The sequence below is a fragment of the Mycobacterium sp. D16Q16 genome (genome assembly GCF_002013745.1).
Taxonomy (GTDB): domain Bacteria; phylum Actinomycetota; class Actinomycetes; order Mycobacteriales; family Mycobacteriaceae; genus Mycobacterium.
In genome coordinates this window covers 144,094-167,237 of record NZ_MAEY01000022.1, presented here as the reverse complement: position 1 = coordinate 167,237, position 23,144 = coordinate 144,094, and the positions used below count along the sequence as shown (strand labels likewise).

23 protein-coding genes and 1 pseudogene are annotated in these 23,144 nt (G+C 64.4%); 16 read left to right on the top strand and 8 right to left on the bottom strand.

Going from position 1 to position 23,144, the window contains the following annotated elements:
* Positions 1–5: 5 nt before the first annotated feature.
* The 3 genes from B4394_RS20560 to B4394_RS20550 are packed head-to-tail and all read right to left on the bottom strand — an operon-like array spanning position 6 to position 3,327.
* Positions 6–1,019, bottom strand: a complete 1,014-nt coding sequence (locus tag B4394_RS20560; RefSeq protein ID WP_078311679.1) for an SIS domain-containing protein — start codon at positions 1,017–1,019, stop codon at positions 6–8.
* Between the two features lie 14 nt (positions 1,020–1,033).
* The gene (locus B4394_RS20555) at positions 1,034–1,948 is read right to left on the bottom strand and encodes an N-acetylglucosamine kinase (RefSeq protein WP_078311627.1); all 915 of its coding nucleotides are present in this window, start codon (positions 1,946–1,948) and stop codon (positions 1,034–1,036) included.
* Positions 1,933–3,327, bottom strand: a complete 1,395-nt coding sequence (locus B4394_RS20550) for a sugar porter family MFS transporter (RefSeq protein ID WP_078316127.1) — start codon at positions 3,325–3,327, stop codon at positions 1,933–1,935. The genes B4394_RS20555 and B4394_RS20550 overlap by 16 nt, the downstream gene beginning before the upstream one ends.
* Before the next feature lie 82 nt (positions 3,328–3,409).
* Between B4394_RS20550 and B4394_RS20545 the strand changes: the two genes are divergently transcribed.
* Positions 3,410–4,297: an LLM class F420-dependent oxidoreductase gene (locus tag B4394_RS20545; protein ID WP_078311678.1), complete on the top strand. Its 888-nt coding sequence runs from the start codon at positions 3,410–3,412 to the stop codon at positions 4,295–4,297.
* On the opposite strand, the gene B4394_RS20540 is transcribed toward B4394_RS20545, so the two are convergent.
* Positions 4,266–4,721 (bottom strand): nuclear transport factor 2 family protein, encoded by a 456-nt coding sequence (locus tag B4394_RS20540; protein WP_078311625.1) that lies wholly within the window; start codon positions 4,719–4,721, stop codon positions 4,266–4,268. The two genes, B4394_RS20545 and B4394_RS20540, sit on opposite strands and share 32 nt — an antisense overlap.
* A gap of 59 nt (positions 4,722–4,780) precedes the next feature.
* Here B4394_RS20540 and B4394_RS20535 point away from each other — a divergent pair, with 59 nt between their 5' ends.
* The 9 genes from B4394_RS20535 to B4394_RS20495 all read left to right on the top strand — a co-directional run bounded on the left by B4394_RS20535 (position 4,781) and on the right by B4394_RS20495 (position 12,765).
* Positions 4,781–5,560: an SDR family NAD(P)-dependent oxidoreductase gene (locus B4394_RS20535; protein ID WP_005063198.1), complete on the top strand. Its 780-nt coding sequence runs from the start codon at positions 4,781–4,783 to the stop codon at positions 5,558–5,560.
* Between the two features lie 34 nt (positions 5,561–5,594).
* On the top strand, positions 5,595–6,833 hold the full coding sequence (gene egtA / locus B4394_RS20530) for an ergothioneine biosynthesis glutamate--cysteine ligase EgtA (RefSeq protein WP_078316126.1): 1,239 nt from the start codon (positions 5,595–5,597) through the stop codon (positions 6,831–6,833).
* The gene (gene egtB, locus B4394_RS20525) at positions 6,830–8,125 is read left to right on the top strand and encodes an ergothioneine biosynthesis protein EgtB (protein ID WP_078316125.1); all 1,296 of its coding nucleotides are present in this window, start codon (positions 6,830–6,832) and stop codon (positions 8,123–8,125) included. Before egtA ends, egtB begins: the two co-directional genes overlap by 4 nt.
* Before the next feature lies 1 nt (position 8,126).
* Positions 8,127–8,807 carry an ergothioneine biosynthesis protein EgtC gene (gene egtC / locus B4394_RS20520; RefSeq protein WP_078316124.1) on the top strand — a complete coding sequence of 227 codons (681 nt, stop codon included), beginning with the start codon at positions 8,127–8,129 and terminating at the stop codon, positions 8,805–8,807.
* A 2-nt stretch (positions 8,808–8,809) separates the two neighbouring features.
* Positions 8,810–9,760, top strand: coding sequence for an L-histidine N(alpha)-methyltransferase (gene egtD / locus B4394_RS20515; RefSeq protein WP_176138351.1), 951 nt, complete (start codon positions 8,810–8,812; stop codon positions 9,758–9,760).
* Positions 9,757–10,827, top strand: a complete 1,071-nt coding sequence (egtE, locus tag B4394_RS20510; RefSeq protein WP_078316122.1) for an ergothioneine biosynthesis PLP-dependent enzyme EgtE — start codon at positions 9,757–9,759, stop codon at positions 10,825–10,827. The genes egtD and egtE overlap by 4 nt, the downstream gene beginning before the upstream one ends.
* The gene (locus tag B4394_RS20505) at positions 10,824–11,375 is read left to right on the top strand and encodes a hypothetical protein (protein WP_078316121.1); all 552 of its coding nucleotides are present in this window, start codon (positions 10,824–10,826) and stop codon (positions 11,373–11,375) included. Before egtE ends, B4394_RS20505 begins: the two co-directional genes overlap by 4 nt.
* A gap of 342 nt (positions 11,376–11,717) precedes the next feature.
* The gene (locus B4394_RS25500; protein ID WP_176138349.1) at positions 11,718–11,858 is read left to right on the top strand and encodes a hypothetical protein; all 141 of its coding nucleotides are present in this window, start codon (positions 11,718–11,720) and stop codon (positions 11,856–11,858) included.
* A 79-nt stretch (positions 11,859–11,937) separates the two neighbouring features.
* Positions 11,938–12,765, top strand: a complete 828-nt coding sequence (locus B4394_RS20495; RefSeq protein WP_078316119.1) for a DUF5995 family protein — start codon at positions 11,938–11,940, stop codon at positions 12,763–12,765.
* Positions 12,766–12,780: 15 nt separating this feature from the next.
* On the opposite strand, the gene B4394_RS20490 is transcribed toward B4394_RS20495, so the two are convergent.
* Positions 12,781–14,256, bottom strand: a complete 1,476-nt coding sequence (locus tag B4394_RS20490; RefSeq protein WP_078316118.1) for a glutamate-cysteine ligase family protein — start codon at positions 14,254–14,256, stop codon at positions 12,781–12,783.
* Positions 14,257–14,451: 195 nt separating this feature from the next.
* Between B4394_RS20490 and B4394_RS20485 the strand changes: the two genes are divergently transcribed.
* The 6 genes from B4394_RS20485 (at position 14,452) to B4394_RS20460 (ending at position 19,728) form a co-directional block, all read left to right on the top strand.
* Entirely contained in the window at positions 14,452–14,751 is a 300-nt protein-coding gene (locus B4394_RS20485) for a hypothetical protein (protein WP_078311616.1), read from the top strand.
* A complete protein-coding gene (locus B4394_RS20480) occupies positions 14,748–15,902 on the top strand; it encodes a hypothetical protein (RefSeq protein WP_078316117.1) in 1,155 nt (384 codons plus the stop codon). Before B4394_RS20485 ends, B4394_RS20480 begins: the two co-directional genes overlap by 4 nt.
* A 38-nt stretch (positions 15,903–15,940) precedes the next feature.
* Positions 15,941–16,570 carry a TetR/AcrR family transcriptional regulator gene (locus B4394_RS20475; RefSeq protein ID WP_078311677.1) on the top strand — a complete coding sequence of 210 codons (630 nt, stop codon included), beginning with the start codon at positions 15,941–15,943 and terminating at the stop codon, positions 16,568–16,570.
* Between the two features lie 177 nt (positions 16,571–16,747).
* Positions 16,748–17,953, top strand: a complete 1,206-nt coding sequence (locus B4394_RS20470) for a lipid-transfer protein (RefSeq protein ID WP_078311614.1) — start codon at positions 16,748–16,750, stop codon at positions 17,951–17,953.
* A gap of 16 nt (positions 17,954–17,969) precedes the next feature.
* The gene (locus B4394_RS20465) at positions 17,970–18,821 is read left to right on the top strand and encodes a MaoC/PaaZ C-terminal domain-containing protein (RefSeq protein ID WP_078311613.1); all 852 of its coding nucleotides are present in this window, start codon (positions 17,970–17,972) and stop codon (positions 18,819–18,821) included.
* A 28-nt stretch (positions 18,822–18,849) separates the two neighbouring features.
* On the top strand, positions 18,850–19,728 hold the full coding sequence (locus B4394_RS20460) for an SDR family oxidoreductase (protein WP_078311612.1): 879 nt from the start codon (positions 18,850–18,852) through the stop codon (positions 19,726–19,728).
* Positions 19,729–19,755: 27 nt separating this feature from the next.
* Here the strand turns inward: B4394_RS20460 and B4394_RS20455 are convergent.
* The 3 genes and pseudogenes from B4394_RS20455 to B4394_RS20445 all read right to left on the bottom strand — a co-directional run bounded on the left by B4394_RS20455 (position 19,756) and on the right by B4394_RS20445 (position 23,123).
* Positions 19,756–20,644, bottom strand: a pseudogene (locus B4394_RS20455) (aldo/keto reductase).
* A 203-nt stretch (positions 20,645–20,847) separates the two neighbouring features.
* Entirely contained in the window at positions 20,848–22,359 is a 1,512-nt protein-coding gene (gene glpK, locus B4394_RS20450; RefSeq protein WP_078316116.1) for a glycerol kinase GlpK, read from the bottom strand.
* A complete protein-coding gene (locus tag B4394_RS20445; protein WP_078316115.1) occupies positions 22,356–23,123 on the bottom strand; it encodes an IclR family transcriptional regulator in 768 nt (255 codons plus the stop codon). Before B4394_RS20445 ends, glpK begins: the two co-directional genes overlap by 4 nt.
* Positions 23,124–23,144: the final 21 nt, after the last annotated feature.

Genomic DNA, 23,144 nt, shown 5'->3' with positions numbered 1-23,144 from the left:
TCGCTTCACAGCGTTTCGGTCACCTTGGATAAACCTCTGGGTACATCTGGATTTTCGCCGCGTCCGATCGCCAACTGCATCGCGAGTAGCTGCAGCGGGAGAATGGCCAACATGGGCGAAAGTTCCTCGAGCGTCGGCTCCAGCGTCACGCCCAAACCGGTGGCCGCCACAGCGTCCGCCGACCCCACACAGCACACGTCCGCCCCGCGTCCGGCCAGCCGGTGCAGCACCTCATTCATGGCACGTCCCCCGACTCCGTCGGGCACGATCGCGATCACCGGTACCTGTGGGTCGATCATCGCCAGTGGGCCGTGCAACAGATCGGCTCCTGAGAAGGCCTGAGCAGAAAGATAACTCGTTTCCATCAGCTTGAGGGCGGCCTCACGCGCCGTCGGGTATGAGTAGCCGCGACCGGTGGTGACCAAGCGTGACGCGAAGCGGTAGCGGGTGGCCAGCTGCTGCACGACGGCGCTGTGCAGGATCTCCTCGCCGCGTTCGGGGAGCAGGTTGACTGCCGTATTGTCGCGGCCCGCAATATCGGTGAGCAGTAGATACAGTGCCAGCAGTTGCGCGGTGTACGACTTGGTGGCGGCAACGGCGAGTTCGGGTCCGGCCAACACGTCTACGTGGTATTCGGCGGCGGTCGCCAGTGCGGATGTCGGGGCGTTGGTCACGGCCACGGTCAGCGCGCCCTGCTCGCGTGCCACCGACAGCGTCTGCACCAGGTCGGGGGAACCGCCCGATTGGCTGACCCCGATCACCAGCACACCCGAAAGGTCGGGGCGCGCACCGTAGGTGGTCATGGTCGACGGCGAGGCCAGTCCCGCGGGGACTTGCAGGATGATCTCGGTGAGGTATTTGCCATACAGCGCCGCATGGTCACTGGTCCCCCGCGCGACGAAGAGCACGAAGCGGGGCCGGTACTCGACGATCTTCGCTGCCACCTCCGCAATCGCGGCCCGGCCGTCAGAGAGCAGCCGCCCCCACACGGCTGGCTGTTGGCGGATCTCGTCAGCCATATGCGTCCCCGCGGTCATGCCTTCTCCAATCCGTCGACATCGGCCCCGGCTAGGGCCAATGCTCCAAATACCGGTTCACGTTGCAGCACAGCAATATCCGAAACGCCGGTGGTCCGTGTGCGTTCGATGATATCGGCGACCAAGCCCGGCTGGTTGACCAGCAGGCCCCCGCCGAGCACCACGGGCAGTCCAGGGCCCAATCGTATGCAGACACCCTCGATCAACGCGGCCAAGTCCACGGCTGTTTGTCTGGTGATCACCTTGGCGGCCTCGTCACCGGCCGCTGCGAGGTCGAAAACCAGCCCCGCCATCTTGGCCCAATAGCGCCGTTCGGAGTGGGCATAGAAATGGTCGAGTAGCTGAGCGGGCTCGGTCACGCCACACTCAGAGGCGAACCTCCGCGACAGCGCATCTGGCGGGTCGCCTCTGTCTGACAGGGAGAGCGCGTGCCGCACAGCAGATCTCGACACGCCGTAGCCGCTGCCCTCGTCCCCGAGGAGGTATCCCCAACCCCCTACCCGCGCCGCGGTGCCGTCGGCGCGTTTTCCCCACGCCACTGACCCGGTACCGGATATCACCGCGATACCTGCCGTCAGACCGCCCGCGGCGAGGATCAGCTGTGTGTCGTGCACCGCGGTGATGTCGGCGTGGGGTGCGTGCGGTCGCAGCAGCCGAATCAGGGTTTGCGCACCCTCCTCGGTATCCACACCGGCCGATCCGGCGCTCACGCGGGAGATGTCGCCGTAGTTCAGCTGGGAAAAGATTTCGGCGAATACGGTTTTCGCCTGTTCTTCGGTCACCGACTGCAGGTTCGCACTCCCGGCCAGCGCCTCGCCGATCACCTTGCCACCCGAGACGGCCAGCGCGCGGGTCTTAGATCCGCCGATGTCGATTCCGACTATCACGCCGCCTGCTATGTCTCGGGCCACTTGCCCCCGCTTTCCCAGAAGTGCCGGATCTCTTCGAGGTCGCGGCCCTTGGTCTCCGGGGCCAACAGATAGACGAACACGAGGGCCGCCAATGCGAGAGCGCCGAATACGCCGAACGCCACCACGCCGCCGAGCGCGGTCAACAACGTCAGGAAGTACATGGACACAATGGCGTTCGCCACGAGATCCGATGTCAGCATGGCGCTAGCGCCATAGGAGCGCAGCCGTGCCGGGAAGCTCTCGCCCGCGTACACCCATACCAGCGAGCCGAATCCGAAGGTGAAGCCCACCGCGATGAGCACGATGCCGAGGAACCCGAGGACGGTCAGCACGCCTCCGAACGAGGATCCGCCGACTGCGAATACACCGACCAGCAGCGCGTCGGCAATGATCATGATGGTGATACCGATCATGAGGATGGGCCGGCGGCCCATCCGGTCGATGGTCGACATGGATACGAACACTGCCAGTAGTGCGGCCACCTGAACGAGTGCCGGGAGCCCGAGTTTGGCGAAGTATCCCGACATGCCCATCGCCTCGAAGATGCGAGGCCCGTAGTAGACGACAGCGTTGATGCCGGTGATCTGGATGAAAAAGCCAAGGCCGACAACGAAAAACGTTGCCCTGTTATAGGGCGGAGTGATCATCTCTCGTAACCGCGCCAGCACCGAACCGCCGCCCTCGGCCCGCAACGCCTCAGTGATCTCGTCGAGCTCGTGGTCGATATCGATATCCGGATCCACCGCGGCCAGGATCTCACGCGCACGTGCACGGTCACCACGCATCATGTACCAGCGGGCGGTGTCGGGGAGCTTGCGCAAGGCGATCAGCACCAGCGCGGCCGGGATGGCCGCCAGGCCCAGCATCAGTCGCCAGCTGCCGGTGGACGACAACGCCCAGGCAATGAGGTACCCGGCGATGATGCCCGTTACGCAGGCCAGTTGGTAGAGCACCAGCATGGAGCCGCGGATCTTGGTGGGGGAGGACTCGGCGACGAACACCGGCACCACCACCACCGAGATTCCCACCGTCACCCCAAGTAGGGTTCTGGCCGCGACCAGCGTTGTCAGGTCGATGGCCAGCGCGGACAACAGGGAGAAGATTCCAAACGTTGCGGCCACCAAGACCATTGACCGCTTCCGGCCAATCCGGTTGGACAGTGGCCCACCGATGAGTGCGCCGACGATCTCGCCGATCACCACCGCGGTGGCGGCCACCTGTTGGTCGTGGGTGGACAGGTGTAGGTCATCGGTGAGGAACAGCAGCGCTCCCGCGATGTTGGAGGAGTCGTATCCGTAGATAACGCCAACCGCTGCGGCGGTGACGGCCACCATCAGGCCCAGACGCGACGTTGCGCGGAGGTCGGTGATCAGGCTCATCCCACGTATTAGACACTGATGAGCGCTTGCGTGAAGAAGATTAGGTGCCGATGAGCGCTTGCGTGAAGCAGATTGGATGACTGTGAAGATCGGTGTTGTCGCTCCCGTGGAGCTCGGGATTACCGCAGAACCAGACAAGATCCTCGAATTCGCGCGTGCCGCGGAACGCCTGGGATTCAGCGAGATCTCCGTGGTGGAGCATGCCGTCGTCATCGGAAATACGCAGAGCACCTATCCCTATTCGCCGACCGGGCAGTCGCACCTGCCCGATGACGTCGATATCCCCGACCCGCTTGAGCTGCTGTCCTTCATCGCGGGCGCCACCACAACCCTGGGGCTGTCCACCGGGGTGCTGGTGCTACCGGACCACCACCCCGTGGTGCTGGCCAAGCGCCTGGCCACTCTCGACCGGCTGAGCCGGGGGCGGCTGCGAATATGCCTGGGCGTGGGGTGGATGCGCGAGGAGATCGAGGCGTGCGGCGGCGATTTCGATCGTCGGGGCCGAGCCACCGATGAGGCCATCGTGGTCATGCGTGCGCTGTGGTCCACGGACGGTCCCGCGGCATACGATGGCGAGTTCTATCGATTCAAGGACGCCTATTCGTATCCCAAACCGGTACAGCCGCAGGGTGTCCCGCTGTATATCGGCGGGCACAGCAAGGCCGCGGCGCGCAGAGCGGGGCGACTGGGCGACGGTTTTCAGCCGCTGGGTCTGGTCGGTGAGGACCTGTCGGCCGCGGTGGCCGTCATGCGCGCGGAGGCAGCTGACAGGGGCCGAGATCCCGCGGAGATCGATCTCGTGCTCGGCCATGGTCTGCATCGCGTGGATCAGGCGGCGCTGGACCAGGCTCAACAGATCGGGGCGGGGCGCATGTTGCTCTCGGCCTCGCGGCGCGCCACCACCCTGGAGGCAGTGCTCGACGAGATGGCTGAGTGCGCTAGCCGACTCGAACTGGCCGGTCCTCACTGAACACCACGACCGGCTCGCGGCGGGAGAAGACCCAGCCTGCGGGTCCGCGCTCGTAAGTGTCGAGATAGCGCACGGCCATCACATTGTCGTGAAACGCGTCGCGGTTTCCGTCCGTCCCGCGCACATAGATGTGGTGGGCCATGCAGTACACCTCGCCCGTCGCGGTATCGCCGTTGACGGTCGCCGTCTGCTGCCCGAGCAGGTGATACGTCGCGTGCAGCGGTTTGAGAGCGGCGACAATCGAATCCGCGATGGCCTGCCGACCGCACAGGACGGCCACATCGCCCTTGCGCAGCAGGGCCGGCGGGCGCACCAACTCGGCCTCTGCAGAGAACAGCGCCACGAGTTCCTCGAGATCACGGCTATCGGCGGCACGGGCATACCGGGCGACAAGATCCTGGATGGCGAGTCGGTCATCGGTCACGGATACAAAGCCTATGGGGCCTGGACCTCCCAACCAACCGATCGGTTATGGTGCGGCTCATGGATATCAATGGTGTGTCTGCAATCGTCACGGGTGGTGCCTCGGGTCTCGGCGCCGCAACTGCTCGCCTGCTCGCCGCACAGGGCGCCAAGGTCGTCATCGCCGACGTCCAGGACGAAAAGGGTGAGGCTCTGGCCAAGGAACTCGGTGGCGCTTTCGTGCACACCGATGTCACCAGCGAGGCCGACGGCATCGCCGCCGTCGACGCGGCCAAGGAGCTCGGCCCGGTGCGCGTGCTCATCAACTGCGCGGGCGTGGGCTGGCCCGGTCGCACCATCGGCAAGGACGGCCAGTACGCCTCGGCGCACTCGCTGGACATCTTCTCCAAGGTCATCGGCATCAACCTCATCGGCTCGTTCAATCTGATCCGTCTCGCGGCCACCGCGATCAGCCAGGAAGAGCCTGTCGACGAGTTCGGTGAGCGCGGTGCCATTGTCAACACCGCATCCGTCGCGGCCTTCGACGGCCAGATCGGGCAGGCCGCCTACTCGGCCTCCAAGGGCGGCATCGTCGGCATGACTCTTCCGATCGCGCGCGATCTGTCGGTCGTCGGCATCCGCGTGAACACCATCGCACCGGGTCTGATCGACACCCCGATCTACGGTGAGGGCGAGTCCGCGCAACAGTTCAAGGACCGCCTGGCGCCGAACGTGCTGTACCCGCAGCGCCTGGGTAACCCCGAAGAATTCGCGTCGCTGGCCCTCGAGCTCGTCACCAACAGCTACATGAACGCCGAGACGATTCGCATCGACGGCGGGGCCAGGCTTCAGCCGAAGTAGGCCACTTGTCGGTGGCCTATGGAACATTGGAGAGATGGCCACCACTTCGACAGTGGAGACACTGTCGAACGCGGACGAGGCTGCCGAGCACATCGCTCGGCAGGCCTTCGTCGACGCACACGTTGGAACGGTCGGGCTGGAGCTGGAGGCTCATAGCGTCGAGCTGGCTGCCCCGCACCGCAGGGTCAGCTGGAATCGGTTGCATGAGATCGCGGACTCGGTTCCCGATCTGCCCGGGTCCAGCACAATCACGTTTGAACCGGGTGGGGCCGTCGAGCTCTCCGGTCCCCCGCGTGCCGATGTATTGTCCGCGATCTCGTCGATGCGGGCCGATCACGCGATCTTGACCTCGACATATCGCGACGCGGGGGTGGCGCTCGCCAGCCTGGGCACCGACCCGTTGCGGACCCCCGAGCGCGTCAATCCCGCTGCGCGATACGCCGCGATGGCCAGTCATTTCGGTGCGGCTGGTTTCAGCGAGGCCGCGCTGCAGATGATGACCTGTACCGCGTCATTGCAGGTCAATCTGCAATCCGGGACATCAGGTCAGTGGCGAGACAGGTTCGCGTTGGCACAACGGATCGGCCCGACAATGGTGGCGCTTTCGGCGGCCTCGCCCATGCTCGCGGGGCGCCGGACGGGGCGGCGAAACACCAGGCAGTGGATCTGGGACAACCTGGATCCGCGGCGGTGCGCCCCGGTTGAGATTGGCCCTGACCCGACCGATTCCTGGGTCCGGTACGCGCTGCGGGCACCCGTCATGTTGGTGCGAAACAAGGACGGCGCCGAAGCGGTTGTTACCCATGTGCCGTTCCAATCCTGGGTCGACGGGAGCGTGCGCCTCGCAGGGCGTGCTCCCACCACCGAAGACCTCGACTATCACCTGACCACTCTCTTTCCGCCGGTGCGGCCACGCCGCTGGCTGGAGCTGCGATACCTGGATGCCGCACCGGACTGGTGGTGGCCCGCGCTGGCCTTCACAGCGGTCGCGGCGCTGGACTATCCGCGGGTCGCCGATATCGCCGCGGAGACGGTTGAACCGGTTGGCGACGCCTGGGAGGCAGCGGCGCGGGACGGCCTGGCGGATCCCGCCCTGCACGCGGCCGGGCGCCGGCTGGTGTCGGCGGCATGTGCGGTGGCGCCGGCCGAGTTGGCCGCGGATATGGCATTCCTGCTTGAGCGTGTCGAGGAAGGTCGTTGTCCTGCAGACGACTTCATGGACAATGTCGCCGAGTACGGGGTGGAGCAGGCCTTCTCCGGGGCGGCGCGATGATCCGGGAGGATTTAGCGCGGGATCTTGAAGCGGCCCGTGTGCGCACGTTGACGATCACCGACCACGATGATGCGGAGCTGCATCGTCAGTACGACCCGTTGATGAGTCCTTTGGTGTGGGACCTCGCCCATATCGGCCAGCAAGAAGAGTTGTGGCTGCTGCGCGGTGGAGATCCGCGTAGGCCGGGGATGCTGCCCGGTGACATCGAGTCCCTCTACGACGCCTTCCAGCATCCCCGAGCCAGCAGGGTGCAGTTGCCACTGCTCTCACCGGCCCAGGCGCGGTCCTTCTGTCACGAGGTGCGGGGCCGGGTTTTGGACCGGCTCGAGACGTTGCCCTCCGATGGTTCCGCGCGGTCGGACGAATTCGTCTACTCCATGGTGCTCAGCCATGAGCATCAACATGACGAAACCATGTTGCAGGCCTTGTCGATTCGCCGTGGTGCCGCATTGCTGGAGCGTGTTGACCCGTTGCCGCCGGGACGTCCCGGGGTGGCGGGAACCTCGGTGCTCGTGCCGGCGGGCCCATTTGTGCTGGGCGTCGATGCGAGCGACGAGCCGTTCTCGCTCGACAATGAACGGCCCGCGCATGTGGTGGATCTCAAGAGCTTCCGGATAGGCCGGGTTCCGGTGACCAACGCCGAGTGGTCGGCATTTATCGCCGACGGTGGATACCGGCACCAGGAATTCTGGACCGAGGCTGGGTGGGCATACCGATGCGCGGAAGACCTCACGGTGCCCAAGTTTTGGAACTCGGGCGGAACCCTCACGCGGTTCGGTCGTGAGGTGGAGATCGTGCCCGACGAGCCGGTGCAGCATGTCAGCTTTCACGAGGCACAGGCCTACGCAGCCTGGGTGGGAGCACGATTGCCCACCGAAGCCGAATGGGAAAAGGCCTGCGTCTGGGATCCGGAAGCTTCTGCGCGACGGCGTTTTCCGTGGGGCGAAGATCCGCCGAGCCGAAACCGGGCCAATCTGGGCGGGGGTGCGCTGGGGCCGGCCCCGGTCGGGGCGTATCCCGAGTCGGCATCGGCCTGCGGTGCTGAGCAGATGCTCGGCGATGTATGGGAGTGGACGACATCCCCGCTGCGGCCGTGGCCCGGGTTCACGCCGATGATCTATCAGCAGTACAGCGAGCCCTTCTTCGAAGGTTCGGGGGCCGGCGACTATCGCGTGCTTCGCGGAGGTTCGTGGGCGGTGGCACCGTCGATCATGCGGCCCAGCTTCCGGAACTGGGATCATCCGATCCGGCGGCAAATATTCAGCGGCGTTCGTCTGGCCTGGGACGTCTAGCATGTGCCGTCATCTGGGCTGGCTGGGCGAGCCGCGCAGTCTTGCGTCGCTGATACTTGAACCACCGCATGGCCTTCTCGTGCAGTCATATTCGCCGCGGCGTCAAAAGCATGGTCTGGTGAACGCCGACGGCTGGGGCGCCGGATTCTTCGCCGATGGTGCGGCCCACAGGTGGCGCGGTGCACGGCCGCTGTGGGGCGATGCGTCCTTCTCCTCGGTGGCCCCGGTGCTACGCAGCCGATGCGTGGTGGCGGCGGTTCGTTCCGCCAGTGCCGGAATGCCCATCGACGAGTCCGCGGCCGCGCCATTCACGGACGGAACCTGGCTGTTGTCGCACAACGGGATCGTCGATCGCGCTGCGGTGGGTGAAGTCTTTGGCGCTGAATCGGTGGTGGACAGTGCGGTGTTGGCGGCACGCATCTTCGCCGCGGGGCCCGAGAACCTGGGGGAGACGGTGCGTCGCGTTGGGGCCGCAGATCCCGGGGCTCGACTGAACATTCTGGCGGCCAACGGAAATGAGTTGATCGCCACGACGTGGGGCGACACCCTGTCGATCTTGGCGGCCGCCGACGGTGTGGTGGTGGCGAGTGAACCGTACGACGACGACCCGTCTTGGGTCGACATCCCGGACCGGCAAGTGGTGCGGGTACGCGATGGGAAGGTGGAGGTGGTGCCATTATGACCATGACCCTAGAGAATCACTTAGCCTCTGGAGCGGCAGCAGAAGCACTACGGCGCGATGTCCGGCGAGGCCTCACCGCAGACGCGAAATCGCTTCCCCCGAAATGGTTTTACGACGAGGTGGGCAGCGATCTGTTCGATGAGATCACTCGGCTGCCGGAGTACTATCCGACGCGGACCGAGGCGGGCCTGCTCCGCGCCCATGCGGGCAGTATCGCTGAGGTGTCCGGCGCCGACACCCTGGTAGAGCTCGGCAGCGGGACCTCCGAGAAGACCCGGATGCTGCTGGATGCGTTGGCTCCCAGTACCTTCATCCCCTTCGATGTAGACTCCGGTGTGCTACGTGCGGCGGGAGATGCGCTCGTCGATGAGTACCTGGGGATGCGGGTCCGCGCGGTGTGTGGAGACTTTGAGAGGGATCTTTCGCGGATCCCGCGGGAAGGGCGGCGGTTGGTTGCCTTCCTGGGCTCCACCATCGGGAATCTGACCACCGAACCGCGGGCGCGATTCCTGGCTGATGTCGCGGGTGCACTCGATTCCGGTGAAATGCTGCTATTAGGAACAGATCTGGTCAAGGATACCGAGCGTCTGGTGCGGGCCTACGATGACAGCGCCGGAGTGACCGCAGCCTTCAACCGCAATGTGCTGGCAGTGATCAATCGTGAACTTGACGCGGATTTCTCTCTCGAGGATTTCGAACACGTCGCCCTGTGGAACGGCGACGAGGAGCGCATGGAGATGTGGCTGCGGTCGGTGTGTGATCAGCGGGTGAGGATCGAGGCCCTGGATCTCGCCGTCGAATTCGGGGCGGGCGAGATGATGCTGACGGAGGTGTCCTGCAAGTTCCGGAAGGAGGGCGTCGCGCGCGAGTTGGCCGCTGCGGGTCTGGATCAGACGCATTGGTGGACTGACGATTCCCATGATTTCGGACTATCGCTGGCAGTGAAGCGGTGAGCCTGGGTGAGCAGTGGAGGCAGGGCAGGCCGCCGGTTCTCGGCGTGCACGTGGACTCGGCAGCCTGCTCGCGGCAGAGCATCGAGACCATTCGTGCGGTGGCTCAGCATGCCGAACATGAGGCGCAGATCGGCGGCTACGTGGCGCAGGAGGCTGCGACACCGGTGCTCGACGCCGGGCGTGCCGCGGTGCGGAAGTTGACGGGCATGCCCGAGGCACAGGTTCAGTTCACCACGGGCGCCGCCGATGCTCTGCGTACGCTCCTGCAGTCGTGGCCGGTCGATGCCGGACGGGTTGTTGCCTGTCTGCCAGGAGAATTCGGCCCGAATCTGATGATCATGAACCACTTCGGATTTACGCCGGTGTGGCTGCCGGTTGACGGGGATGGCCGCGCCGATGTCGACGGGATCGAGGCGTTTCTACGCCGCGAGAAGGTGGACCTGGTGCATTTCACGGTCGTCGGCAGCCACCGTGGCACCGTGCAACCCGGTGCGGAGGTGGTCGCATGCGCGCGAGCGGCCGGGGTGCCCGTCGTGGTCGATGCCGCGCAGGCCCTTGGCCATGTCGACTGCACCTACGGTGCCGACGCCATGTACGCACCGTCACGCAAGTGGTTGGCCGGGCCGCGCGGGGTGGGCGTGCTTGCCGTCAATCCGGATCTTGCACATCTGATTCCGCAGTGGGCCGGCCATGTGGAAGCGCATGTGGCGGGCTGGGTGGGTCTGTCGGTCGCCGTGGGGCAGCATCTGGCGGCTGGCCCCGCCGAGGTTCAGAGCGCCTTGGCCGAGCGCGGACGATCGGCACGAAAGATCCTGGGGGATCTCACGGATTGGCGGGTAGTGGAATCCGTGGACGAGCCCAGTGCCATCACCACACTGGAGCCCGTCGGGGATATCGACGTCGTGGCCGTGCGGACGCGCCTCATCGCGGAACACTCGATCGTGACGACCGCTGCCGAGACGGTGCGCGCGCCGTTCGAGATGACCACGCCGGTGCTGCGGATCAGCGCGCATATCGACGGCACCGACGAGGAGCTGGAATTGGTGGCCAAGGCCCTCCGGACATGACGAGGTCTTGGCGGGTAGTGATACCGATCATTATTCTGGTCGCCGCGTCCGCTACGCCCGCGGCGCACGCCGAACCGGAATTCCCCGACGTTAGTTCCTTTGCAGCCGTGGAACTTAAGGACTACGGGGTGGGCCTGGACTTTCTCGGGACGTCACAGGGCTATCAGTTCACCTCCCCTGCGGGGTACCGCTGCCGGATTTACCACGTGGCCAAGGCATACCCGGACAAGTTTGGGCAATGCTGGGGCAACCTACCCGGAACCACCGAGAACGTGGTCCTCGTGTCCGATTTTCAGGAGGCTCGTTTCGAGACGCGCGACCTTGCCACGTTCGATAAGTACTCGGTCTGGTCGGACGGGCGTGAGGTCGAAAAGACCTTCGAGCCTGGCGACTACAAACCGTTGCCTGTAGGCGGACGAATTTATGACCCGTCGTCGGCTACCTGTGTGGTGGACGCACACATGACCGCGTGCGTCACCGAACAAAACCCCACCAATGGCGACCGACATGGGTTTGTGTTGTCTCCGGAGGGGTACCGGCTCTTCTAAGCTCCGGGCCCGGCGGCCCCACCCGAACATTTAGTCCAATGCCTACAAGCCGCTTCCCTCAGGGATGAAATTGGTCGAAGAATCGGTCTCCCCATGCAGTGCGGCGTGCGAGACCAGCTGACCGCATGCCAGGCACAGGGATTCGGGCCAGATCCGACGCAGACTACGACGCACGGCTTTGTGCTCTCGCTTAACGACAGTCGGGCTGTCCGGAGCAGCGATTGGGTAGAGCCCGTCCAAATGTAGGTAGCCCGCTACTCGTGCTGGGGTCGATGGGTCGATGCCATGGTTGGTGGCGTCCGCGCAGTGCGGGCGAAGCTATCGAACAGGCAAGGGCTTCTCATGAGTAACTGGCAGTGGATGGGCAACTATGCGGATGCTCCGGCGGCGGTGACTGCGGCCAATCAAGCAGGGAGCGGCGCCGGTGAGGCAGTCTATGCGGCCAACGACGCCGGGACTGTCGGGCTCTATCTCCTCAGATAGCTCAGGCGGGGGAACCAGATAGCGCTATGTGCATGTCGCTCATCCAACATCGCACCATCCTGTCCCGAAAGGCAAAGCCGTGCCCGATTATGCGTCCCCTCTGAGTCCCCTCCCCATCTGCACCACGATCGACGAAGTCGTCGCGGCGATCGACTCCATCATCGCGTGGTCCATGGAGGCGGCTAGCAGCCTCGGGTACTTCGCAGCGCTCTACAAGCGGATAACCCTCGCTGTCGGCATCGCGATTGAGCAACACGTGTTCCAGGATGGCGCACGGATGGAACGGTTTGATGTGGAGTTTGCCGGGCGCTATTTCGCTGCGCTGAATCGCTACTTCTACCCAGGCCAGTACGGAAAACCAGCGCACTCGTGGCAGGTGACATTCGAGGCGGCTCACCTGGAGCAGCCGATCCTGGTGCAGCACATGCTCGCTGGGGTCAATGCACATATCGGCCTCGATCTTGGAATCGTCGCCCAGGGTGTCGCGGGCGGCGCGCAATTGCCGTCGTTACGTGAGGATTTCAATCGGCTCAACGCAGTACTGGCCAGTCAGGTAAACGGTGTGGTAGCAGACATCAACGAGCTCTCTCCGGTGCTGGCCGACTTGTACGCGGTGCTCCAGGAACAGCAGATCGCAGTGATCAACGAGGCGGTCAAAGTGTTTCGTGATAGCGCATGGCGATTCGCCGTAGTGCTAGCCGCTATGCCGGATATTCTCGATCCAGGCGTAATTCTGGCGCGTGATCTGCAAGTCGCACAGCAAGGAGCGCTGGCCTACAGCCCGCCTGCGTCAATCGCCGTGTTTGTCAACGCAATCGCCGCGCGAGAGAGCCGCGATGTGGTGGAGAACCTGCGGGTGCTGGACCGAATTGCGGCGACACCGGCACCGATATGCACCGTGATGTGATGCGGCACGCCACGTTCAGATCAGCTTCCAGGTGTGCACGGGCTCGTTGGAATGCATGTACTCGCAATACATCCGGAGCATCTCGCTGAGCGCCGCCTTGCGCGTCAACCCGCGCTCCTGCAGCGCGCCGACTGTGTGTGTCTGCCAGGCCGCGCCGTTGATGCCCGATGTCGCACGCGCCTCGATGACACCGAGATAGCGTTCGCGTACCTCGGTGGCCACACCCCAGCGTTGCAACCCCTCATGGGCCATGGGCAGCAGGTGTCGCAGCGTCAATTCATCGGCGGTCATCTCACCGACGCCGGGCCAGTACATCCGGGCCTCCGCGCCACGCCGCGCACCTTCGAGGAAATTGTCATGGGCTGCAGCGAAAGTCATCTTGGTCCACACCGGGCGGTCATCCTCGGACAGCGCTCGCAGCGCACCGTAGTAGAACGCGGCGTTGGCCATCACGTCGATGACCGTCGGCCCGGCGGGCAACACCCGATTCTCCACGCGCAGATGCGGGGTGCCGTTGACGACGTCGTAGATCGGCCGGTTCCAGCGGTAGATGGTGCCGTTGTGCAACCGCAGTTCCTGAAGCCGTGGTGCCCTCCCGGCAGCGAGCTCGGCCACGGGGTCCTCGTCGGAGATCTCCGGCAGCAGCGATGGGAAGTAGAGGACGTTCTCTTCGAACAGGTCGAAGATCGAGGTGATCCAGCGCTCGCCGAACCACACCCGTGGCCGCACCCCTTGCACCTTGAGTTCCTGCGGGCGGGTATCGGTGGACTGCGTGAAGAGCTCGATGCGCGTCTCCGCCCACAAGGACTTGCCGAAGAAGAAGGGTGAGTTGGCGGCCAGCGCCAGCTGCGGACCGGCCAGCAGCTGGGCGGCATTCCAGTTGGCGGCGAAGTCATCGGGTGCCACCTGCAAGTGCAGCTGCATGCTGGTGCACGCCGATTCCGGGGCGATCGAGGGCGACCTGACGCTGAGGCGCTCGGCACCGGCAATATCGATCTGCATGTCCTCGCCGCGGGCGGTGAACACGGCGTCGTTCAACGCCCGGTACCGGGAGGACGGACTCATCCACGCGCCGTTCAGGTGTTCGGGCATCACCGTCGGCAGGATGCCGATCATCACGATGTGCGCGCCTCGCTCACCGGCGCGCTGCTCGGCGGCATTGAGGCTGGCCCGTACATCGCGCTCGAGTTCGAGGGCGGCCGACCCCGGAAGCGCGCGGGGCGGCACATTCAACTCGATGTTGTAGGCGCCCAGTTCTGTCTGAAAAGCCGGATCGGCGATCGAGGCGAGCACTTCGGTATTCGTCATCGCCGGCTGGTAGTCGCCGTCTACCAGGTTGAATTCGATCTCCATGCCGGTCAGCGGTCGCTCGAAGTCGAATCTGGACTCCGACAGCATGGTCTCGAACACGTCCAGACAGTTCTGCACCTTGGTGCGGTAGGCCCGGCGGTGCTCACCGGTGAACTGGGTGCGTGCGACCTCGTCGCCCATGGGTCGTATTGTTCCTCAACCGGGGCCTCGGACCTGGCGGTTTGCCCGCACGGCGTGCAGGACGATTCGGCGAAAAAAGGTTGAAAAACATGGAACCAAATCAACACCAAGCCCGTCGTATCTGATCAGAGGCACAATCTGGCGACGAACCGCGCCGTCACGTGCGCGCAGGACCGGTTCCTTGGGGAGGTAACTATGAGCGACATCATGAAGGCCAACGGTGCCGAGATGTCACGGCTGGCCAGTCGCGTGGCAGGACGTGCGAAGGATGCGTTTCCTGACGTCGATTTCGAGGCGGCGGCCAACTCGGTCGCCGGTACCGAGTTCGCGGAGGTGCTGCGCGCGGTCAGTGCGGCACTCAAGCGTGCCGGGGGCGGCGCGTCCGATCGCATCGAGAGCATTTCGAACTTTGTGCAGAGCAGCTCGGGCGCGTTGACGGGCCAGGACGCCGTCAACCGTCGCCAGGTGTCCAGGGTTGCGGAGGTCAACCTGTGAGACCGACGATTTCGCAGCTGCGGGGGTGGAACGTCGGCAACCTCGACGCGGCCGCCAAGGCCATCGAGGATGCCAGCAAGAACCTGGACCTATCCATCGACGGGGTGGTCCGCGATCTGGACTCGGCAGAGTCGTTCTGGAAGGGCAAGTCCTTCAAGTCCGCCTACGACCAGGCATCGAGCGAGCAGTCTTCGACCAACCGGCTTTCGTATGCCATCGGCAATGTCGCCGAGGCCGTCCGCGGCGGGCACTCGGCCCTCACCGCGGCGCGTGACAAGGTGATGGCGCTGGTAGACGAGGCCAACGCGAAGGGCCTGCAGGTTGCCGACGACGGCACCGTCACCGCTCCCGAGGGCAATAGGGATCTGCAGGCCGAGGCCCGGCGACTGACCGACGCGATTCGCCAGGCGCTGAAGTCACTGGAAGAGGCCGATCGCGCCTCGTCGAACGATCTGCGTAAGGCATCGGAGACCGTGGACGCTGAGCACAACGCGGCGAGCACCCAGCCCGCAGCGTTCATGCCGGCCAGCAGTGGCGGTGCGGCGAGTGGCTCAATGAGGGCCGGTAGCAGCGGGTTTGGTGGCGGCAGTGGAGGCGGCGGTTTCGGCGGCGGCAGTGGTGGAGGCCACGGCGGTGGTAGCGGGGGCGGCGGGGGCCACAGTGTGCCCGACGGGAGCTACTCCAACACGGGTGCTCCGTCACTGCGCCCGTCGGGTCCGTCGGTCTTTATGAATCTCGACGCCGGTCAGATGGACGTCGCCCGGAAGATCATCGAGGAAGGTCTACGTCGTGGGCTTTCGCCCGAGGCGATTCAGATTGCGTTGGCGACCGCACTTACCGAGTCCGGCCTGCGCAGCCTCGCCAACTCCTCGGTGCCCGATTCGATGATGCTGGCCAATGACGGTGTGGGACATGACCACGACTCGGTAGGGCCATTTCAGCAGCGTCAAAGCTGGGGCGCTACAGCCGATTTGATGGATCCGTCGAGGTCGGCGGGTAAGTTCTACGACCAGTTGGTGAAGGTTTCGGGCTGGCAGGACATGAGCGTTGCCCAAGCCGCACAGGCGGTTCAGCGGTCGGCTTTCCCCGACGCATACGCGAAGTACGAGGCGCAGGCCGCGCAGATTTTCCATCAGATCAGCGGCCGATAGCTGCGCTTCGTCTCGACTGACTGTGGTGCAATCTGGGCATGCCCACGCCGAGACGCACCCAGGAGGAACGTTCGGCAGCCATGCGGTCCCGGTTGCTTGAGGCGACTATCGACTGTCTTGTCGAGTTCGGGTATTCCGGCACCACCACCTCGCGCATCGCGAGCCGCGCTGGCGCCACGCGCGGTGCGCTGATCCACCACTTCCAGTCCAAGTCGGAACTGATGGCCGAATCGGTGCGTCATCTCGCGTTCAAGCGCACCCAGGCGGTGCTCGAAGAGCTGATGTCCATGGATCAGTCCGCCGACCCGGTCGAGCGGTACCTCGACATGCTCTGGCGGATTCACCAGGGGCCGCTGTTCATCGCGATGGTGGAGCTGCTCATCGCGGCGCGCACCGAGCCAGATCTACGCGTACACCTGGACCAGTTCGAAAAGATGGTGCTGCACAATCTGTCGGCGCTTCACGTGCTCGACGACGAGGATCCGACCTCGCCCAAAGACCGCCGCGACTTTGGACTGCTCGCCATGGACATCATCCGCGGCGTCCTCGTCAGCAGCCTGACCGCTTCTCAGGAAACCCGCGATCGTCGCTGGTCCCGGGCCAAGCAGATGCTGGAGCTGCGGCTTCGCGCGCCATCACCCAATGCGCAGAAACAAACTGCACTGTAGGTAAGTGTCCCGGGTATTCCGGGCAAGTTTGGCGCATGTTCACCAAGTACTTCGTTCGATGAACCGGCCGTTCTATGGCCTGGCAATACATCTGTACTGGACCCTTACATTCAGGATAGAACGTATGTTACGTTGACGGCGCCCCCATCGAAGTGCGCGCAAAAGGAGCTTGGAACGATGCCCCCTAAGGCCCCCGAAAAGGTATTTGTCATCGGCGTCGGGATGACGAAATTCGAGAAACCCGGACGACGTGAGGGTTGGGATTACCCGGCCATGGCCAAGGAGTCCGGCACCAATGCGCTGACGGACGCCGGTATTGACTACGACAAGGTGGAAGCCGCCTATGTCGGGTACTGCGCCGGCGAGTCCACCTCCGGCCAGCGTGCGGTCTACGAGCTTGGCATGACCGGCATCCCGGTCACCAACGTGAACAACAACTGTTCGACCGGATCGACCGCCCTGTTCAATGCGGCGCAGGCCATCCGCGGCGGACTCGCCGATGTCACGCTGGCGCTCGGATTCGAGAAGATGCAGCCCGGTTCGCTGGGTGCGACCTTCACCGACCGTGAGCAGCCGATGCAGCGGCACATCGAAGCACTCGCCGGGTTGTTCGATTTCGCCTTCCCGCCCGCGCCCTGGATGTTCGGTGCCGCCGGTCGTGAGCACATGCAGAAGTACGGCACCACCGCCGAGCACTTCGCCAAGATCGGCTACAAGAACCACAAGCATTCGGTGAACAACCCCTATGCGCAGTTCCAAGAGGAATACACACTGCAGGACATCTTGGACGCCAAGGAGATCTACGCACCGCTGACCAAGCTGCAGTGCTCACCGACCTCCGATGGATCGGGTGCGGCCATCCTGGCCTCGGAGCGGTTCGTCGAGGAGAACGGGCTCGGTGACCGTGCCGTCGAGATTGTCGGCCAGGCGATGACCACTGACACCCCGGGGACCCTGGAGTCCAAGTCGGCGATCACGCTCGTCGGATTCGACATGGCCAAGCTCGCGGCGCAGAAAGTGTATGAGCAGGCGCAGATTTCGGCCGATGATGTGGATGTCATCGAACTGCATGACTGCTTCTCGGCCAACGAGCTGATCACCTATGAGGCGCTGGGGCTGTGCGCCGAGGGTGAGGGCGGAAAGCTGATTGACAACGGCGACACCACCTACGGTGGCCGCTGGGTGGTCAACCCGTCGGGTGGCCTGATCTCTAAGGGGCACCCACTCGGTGCTACCGGCCTGGCGCAGTGCGCCGAGCTCACCTGGCAGCTGCGCGGCGATGCCGACAAGCGTCAGGTGGACGGCGCGCAGGTGGCGTTGCAGCACAACCTCGGCCTCGGTGGCGCCTGCGTGGTCACCGCATACCGCCCGGCCAACCGCTGAAAGGGGCTGGGAAGTAATGGCTGACAACAAGTATCCGTTTAACAACGACGGCCTTGATCAGTGGGGTGCCGAGGAGACCATCGAGGTCGACAAGGATCGCCTGATCGCTTACGCCGAGGCCACCAATGACCCGATCGAGGAGCATCGGAAGGGAGAGGTGGCGCCGCCGGTTTTCGCGGTGGTGCCCATCTTCCAGTCTCTGGTCGGAACCACGATGAGTGTTGTTCCCTACCAGCTGATTCCGCGCGTCGTGCACGGCGAGCAGTTCTTCAGGTTCCACCGGCCCATAAAGCCCGGTGACACGTTGGTCGCCAAGTCGAAGATGACCGGCTACGAGGGCATGGAGAACGGCACCCGCGGCACGGTGTATGCCGAAACACGCGATGCCTCGGGTGATCTGGTCAACGAGCAGTACGTGACGTTCTTCTTCCGCAAGTACGACGTGGGTGAGACGCGTGGTGTTCTCGGTCCGAACGTTGTGCTGGATGAGGCGATCAAGGCCAACGGGCCGGCGGCCTCCCTGGTGCAGCATGTCGATGACGACCAGACGTTCCGGTACAGCCCGGCATCGGGCGATCCGATGCCGATCCACCTCGACAACGATGCCGCGGTGGCGGCCGGACTGCCGGGCATCATCGCGCATGGGTTGTGCACCATGGCATTTACGTCATGGGCGGCCCTGACCGAGCTCGCCGACTCGCGCACCGAGCGGCTCAAGGAGCTCGCGGTGCGGTTCGCCAAGCCGGTGCTGCCCGGCCAGGACATCACCACCAGCTTCTGGAAGAACGGTGCCGCCGGCACCTACTCGTACGAGACCAGCGTCGGCGACGACCTCGTCATCAAAAACGGCCACGCCGTTATCGCCTAAGTCATTTGCAGAAGGAGAGGGAATCAACATGGGACAACTTGACGGACGGGTGGCGGTCATCACCGGTGCCGGACGTGGCATCGGCCGTGAGCACGCGCTGCTCTTCGCCCGGGAAGGCGCATCTGTGGTCGTCAACGACCTCGGCGGCGCCAACGATGGCTCCGGGTCGGATGCAGGGCCCGCGCAGGAAGTGGTCGACGAGATCGTGGCGGCCGGAGGCAAAGCAGTTGCGAACACCGACAACATCTCCACCTGGGCGGGTGCCTCGAATCTGGTGAACCAGGCCGTCGAAACCTTCGGCCAGCTGGATGCCGTCGTGAACAACGCGGGCATCCTGCGGGACGGCTTCGTGGCCGGCCTGGAGGAGGACCAGTGGGATTCGGTCATCCAGGTGCACCTCAAGGGCCATTTCGCGGTGCTGCGGCACGCAGCCGAGTACTGGAAGGCGCAGTCCAAGGCCGGAGCCGATGTCAAGGCCACCGTGGTGAACACCGCATCGGATTCGGGTGTGACACTGCCGAACCCGGGCCAGGGAAACTACGGTGCGGCCAAGGCGGGTATCGCCGCGCTGTCCTGCGTCGCAGCCGCCGAGCTGGAGCGGTACGGCGTCAAGGTGAATGCGATCGCGCCGGTTGCGCGCACACGTCTGACGCTGGCCACCCCGGGCATGGGTGCGATCTTCGCGGCCCCGGTGGACGAGGGACAGTTCGACATGTTCAGCCCCGCCAATATCTCTCCGTTGGTCGCGTACCTGAGCACCGAGAAGAACCCGTGGACCGGCCAGGTGTTCAAGGTGACCGGTGGTTCGATTCAGCGGCTCAAGGGTTGGTCGGTGACCGATACCGCGGAGACCGACGGACCGTGGAGCATCGACCTGGTGCGCGAGAGCGTCGAACCCTGGAAGTAAGGACGTATGCCGAGGGCGGGTCGCCGATCAGGCGGCCCGCCTTGTCGGTTTGTCTCGATGCCATCGACTCCGCGCGGAATGATGCGCCGAGAAACCCTCGTTCGGGTGGGTTCCCAGCCGGCCTTCGGGGCTGTCGAGCTGTGTGAATACCTCGAAATCCTCTGGTGACAAGCTGAAGTCGAATATCTGGAGGTTCTCGGTCAGCCTGTGAGGTGAGCAGGTTTTGGGGATCACCACGTGACCGAGCTCGATGTGCCATCGCAAGATCAGCTGCGCTGTTGTTTGTTGTTCTTGGCGGCCAGCGCGGTCAGCGGGGAGTCTTCTTCCGTGCCGATGCCCTGGGCCAGCGGACTCCACGCCTCGGTCACGATCTCGCGTTCGGCGTTGAACTGCCGTAACTCTCGCTGCTGGAAGTACGGGTGCAGCTCCACCTGGTTGACGACGGGCAGCACGCCGGTCTTGTCCACGATGGCGTGTACATGCTCAGGCTCGAAGTTGGACACCCCGATGGCGCGGATCGCGCCGGAGAGATACAGCTGCACAATCTGCTACCAGGCGGTCACGTATTGCCCGTGATCCGGTGCAGGCCAATGGATGAGGAACAGGTCGACGTAGTCGGTGCCAAGGGCCTCCAGGCTGCGGGTGAAGGCCCGGGCGACATCGTGGAAATCCTCCACCCATAACTTCGTGGTGATGAAAACCTCTTCCCGGGCACGCCGGAACCGGAGATGCCGAGACCAACGCCCCGTTCATTTCCATATCTGGTGGCGGTGTTGATATGGCGGTATCCGGCATCAATAGCTTGTCGGACAACAGTTTCCGCGTCATTTTCGGGTATGGCGACAACGCCCAGGCCCAATTGGGGGATGTCGACGCCATTGTGGAAGCGGACATGCGGAACAGTGCATGGTGACACGAGGGACTCCAATCACTCTGCGATTGAGGGGAGCAGTGGAATTGATATCCGGGTGCGACACGGCCTTGTGACAGTTGAAACTGTAGAACTGCCAGTTGAAAAGGGCACCTGTAACCGTGCTCACAGAAATGCTGCGAAGTAGCTGAAATAGCTGAATAGCAAGGCTTTTCGGTGTGCAGACGAGGCGGGGGTTTACACGATCCTTACGTGACTCGTGGTGATGCGGTATTCCAATTCAACGTGTTATTAACTGCCAGGCGCCAATTCGCGAGCTCGGTGGCGCGGGTGTCAGCGGCCAGACGCGGTATCCATTGGCCCGCGCGGTGGCCGTGGCGCCGCAGCTCCTCCTTGTTCTTCCAGAATCCGACCGACAGTCCGGCGGCGTAGGCAGCGCCCAGCGATACGGTCTCGGCGACTGTGGTGCGCAGAATGGGGACGTCGACCACGTCAGCCAGGGTCTGCATCAGCAGGTTGTTGGCGGTCATACCCCCGTCGACCTGCAGGCTGGACAGCGATACTCCGGCATCGACCTGCATCACGTCGATGACATCGTGCACTTGCCACGCGGTTGCTTCCAGCACGGCACGTGCGAGATGCCCCTTGGTGACGTAGGCCGTCAGCCCGGCGATCACGCCGCGCGCCGCGGGCTCCCAATAGGGCGCGAACATTCCGTAGAAGGCAGGCACGATGTAACAGCCCCCGTTGTCGGGAACACTGAGGGCCAGCGTCTCCACCTCCGAGGGGACGCTGATCAGTCCGAGGCCGTCGCGTAGCCACTGCACTAGTGAGCCGGTGGTGGCGATGGATCCTTCCAGTGCGTAGACCGGCGGTTCGTCACGGATCTGATAGCCCACCGTGGTGACCATGCCGTTGCCCGAACGCACCGGTGTGTCACCAGTGTTGAGCAGCACGAAGCCGCCGGTTCCCAAGGTGCACTTGCCTTCCCCGGGCAGGAAACACGTATGCCCGAACAGGGCGGCCTGCTGATCGCCGATCATGGCGCCGATCGATATTCCCGGTGTCACCGTGCGAGTTTTCCCGAAATCGCCAACGCAGGGCCGTATTTCTGGGAGTAGTGAGCGGGGAATGTCCATGATGGACAACAACTCATCGCTCCACTGCAAGGTTCGCAGGTCCATCAGCATGGTGCGGCTGGCGTTGGTGACGTCGGTGACGTGTGCGCCGCCGTCTGCTCCGCCGGTCAGGTTCCATGCCACCCAGGTGTCCATCGTTCCGAACATCAGCTCGCCGGCATGGGCTCTGGCCTTGAGCGTCGGATCGGAATCCAGCAGCCACCGGATTTTCGGGCCGGAGAAGTAGGTCTCGAAGGATAGCCCCGACAGCTCGCGCGCCCGGCCGCCGTGCTCGGCGGCAAGCTGCCGTACCAGGGTCTCGGTGCGCGTATCGGTCCAGACGATCGACCGTGCCACGGGCCGCCCGGTTTCACGGTCCCATAGCACCGTGGATTCCCGCTGATTGGTGATGCCGAGGGCGGCGATATCGGCAGGCTCGGCATCGGCGGTAGAGATCGACTCTTCCAGAACACGTTTGGTGGTGCGCCAGATCTCCGACGCGTCATGCTCGACCCAGCCGGGGCGCGGGTGATGTTGGCGATGCTCGTACTGCGCTACCGAAACCAGCTGTCCGTCGTGGTCGAACAGGATGCAGCGTGTTGAGGTGGTGCCCTGGTCTATCGCCGCGACATAACGTGTCATCGAGGCACCCGGTATCCGAAGTTGGCCGAGATCACCCGTGCCACGCGCGTCACCTCCTGCACCAGCCGGGATCTGGGTGCGAGCCGATGATCACAGACCCGCTCGATCGGCCCGCTGATCCCGATCGCCGCGATGACCAAACCGCCACGCGCCCGGATCGGTGCGGCGACACCGGCTTTGTCGACCCACAGCTCGCCGGCGTCGCAGGCCCACCCCGAAGTCCGTGTCGCGGTCAGCTGACGGCTCAATTGTGTTGGTGTGCTGACGGTTCGATACGTCATGGGCTCAAGAGATGCGGCCAGGGCCGCATCGGCCGCCGCGGGCCGAAATGCCAGCAGCACCTTGCCGAGCGCACAGGCATAGGCGGGCCAGTGGGTGCCGACTTCCACGGTGTCACGAGATGTGTTGGGCCCGAAGACGTGATGAGCGATCACAGCGTCGGTGCCCTCCAGCACGGCGACATGCACGGCTTCCGATGATCGGGCCGCCAGGGAGTCGGCGTAGTTCAGCGACTGGGCGCGAATCACGCTGGCGCTGTGCTCGACGAGAGGTGCGGCGATGACCCCGGACTGGAAGTACCGGCTGGTGCCCGGATCCTGACCGACGAATCCGACCTCGTAGAGCGTGCGAATCAGTCCGTGGGCGGTGGGCTTGGGCAGCCCCAGCGCACGCGCCACCTGGCCGACACCCAGCGGCTCGGGGCTGTCGGCCAGGACTCGCAGGATCGCCGCCGCTCGCTCGACTGCCTGCACAGAACCGGGCATCGGTGCCCAGGCTAGTCAGAA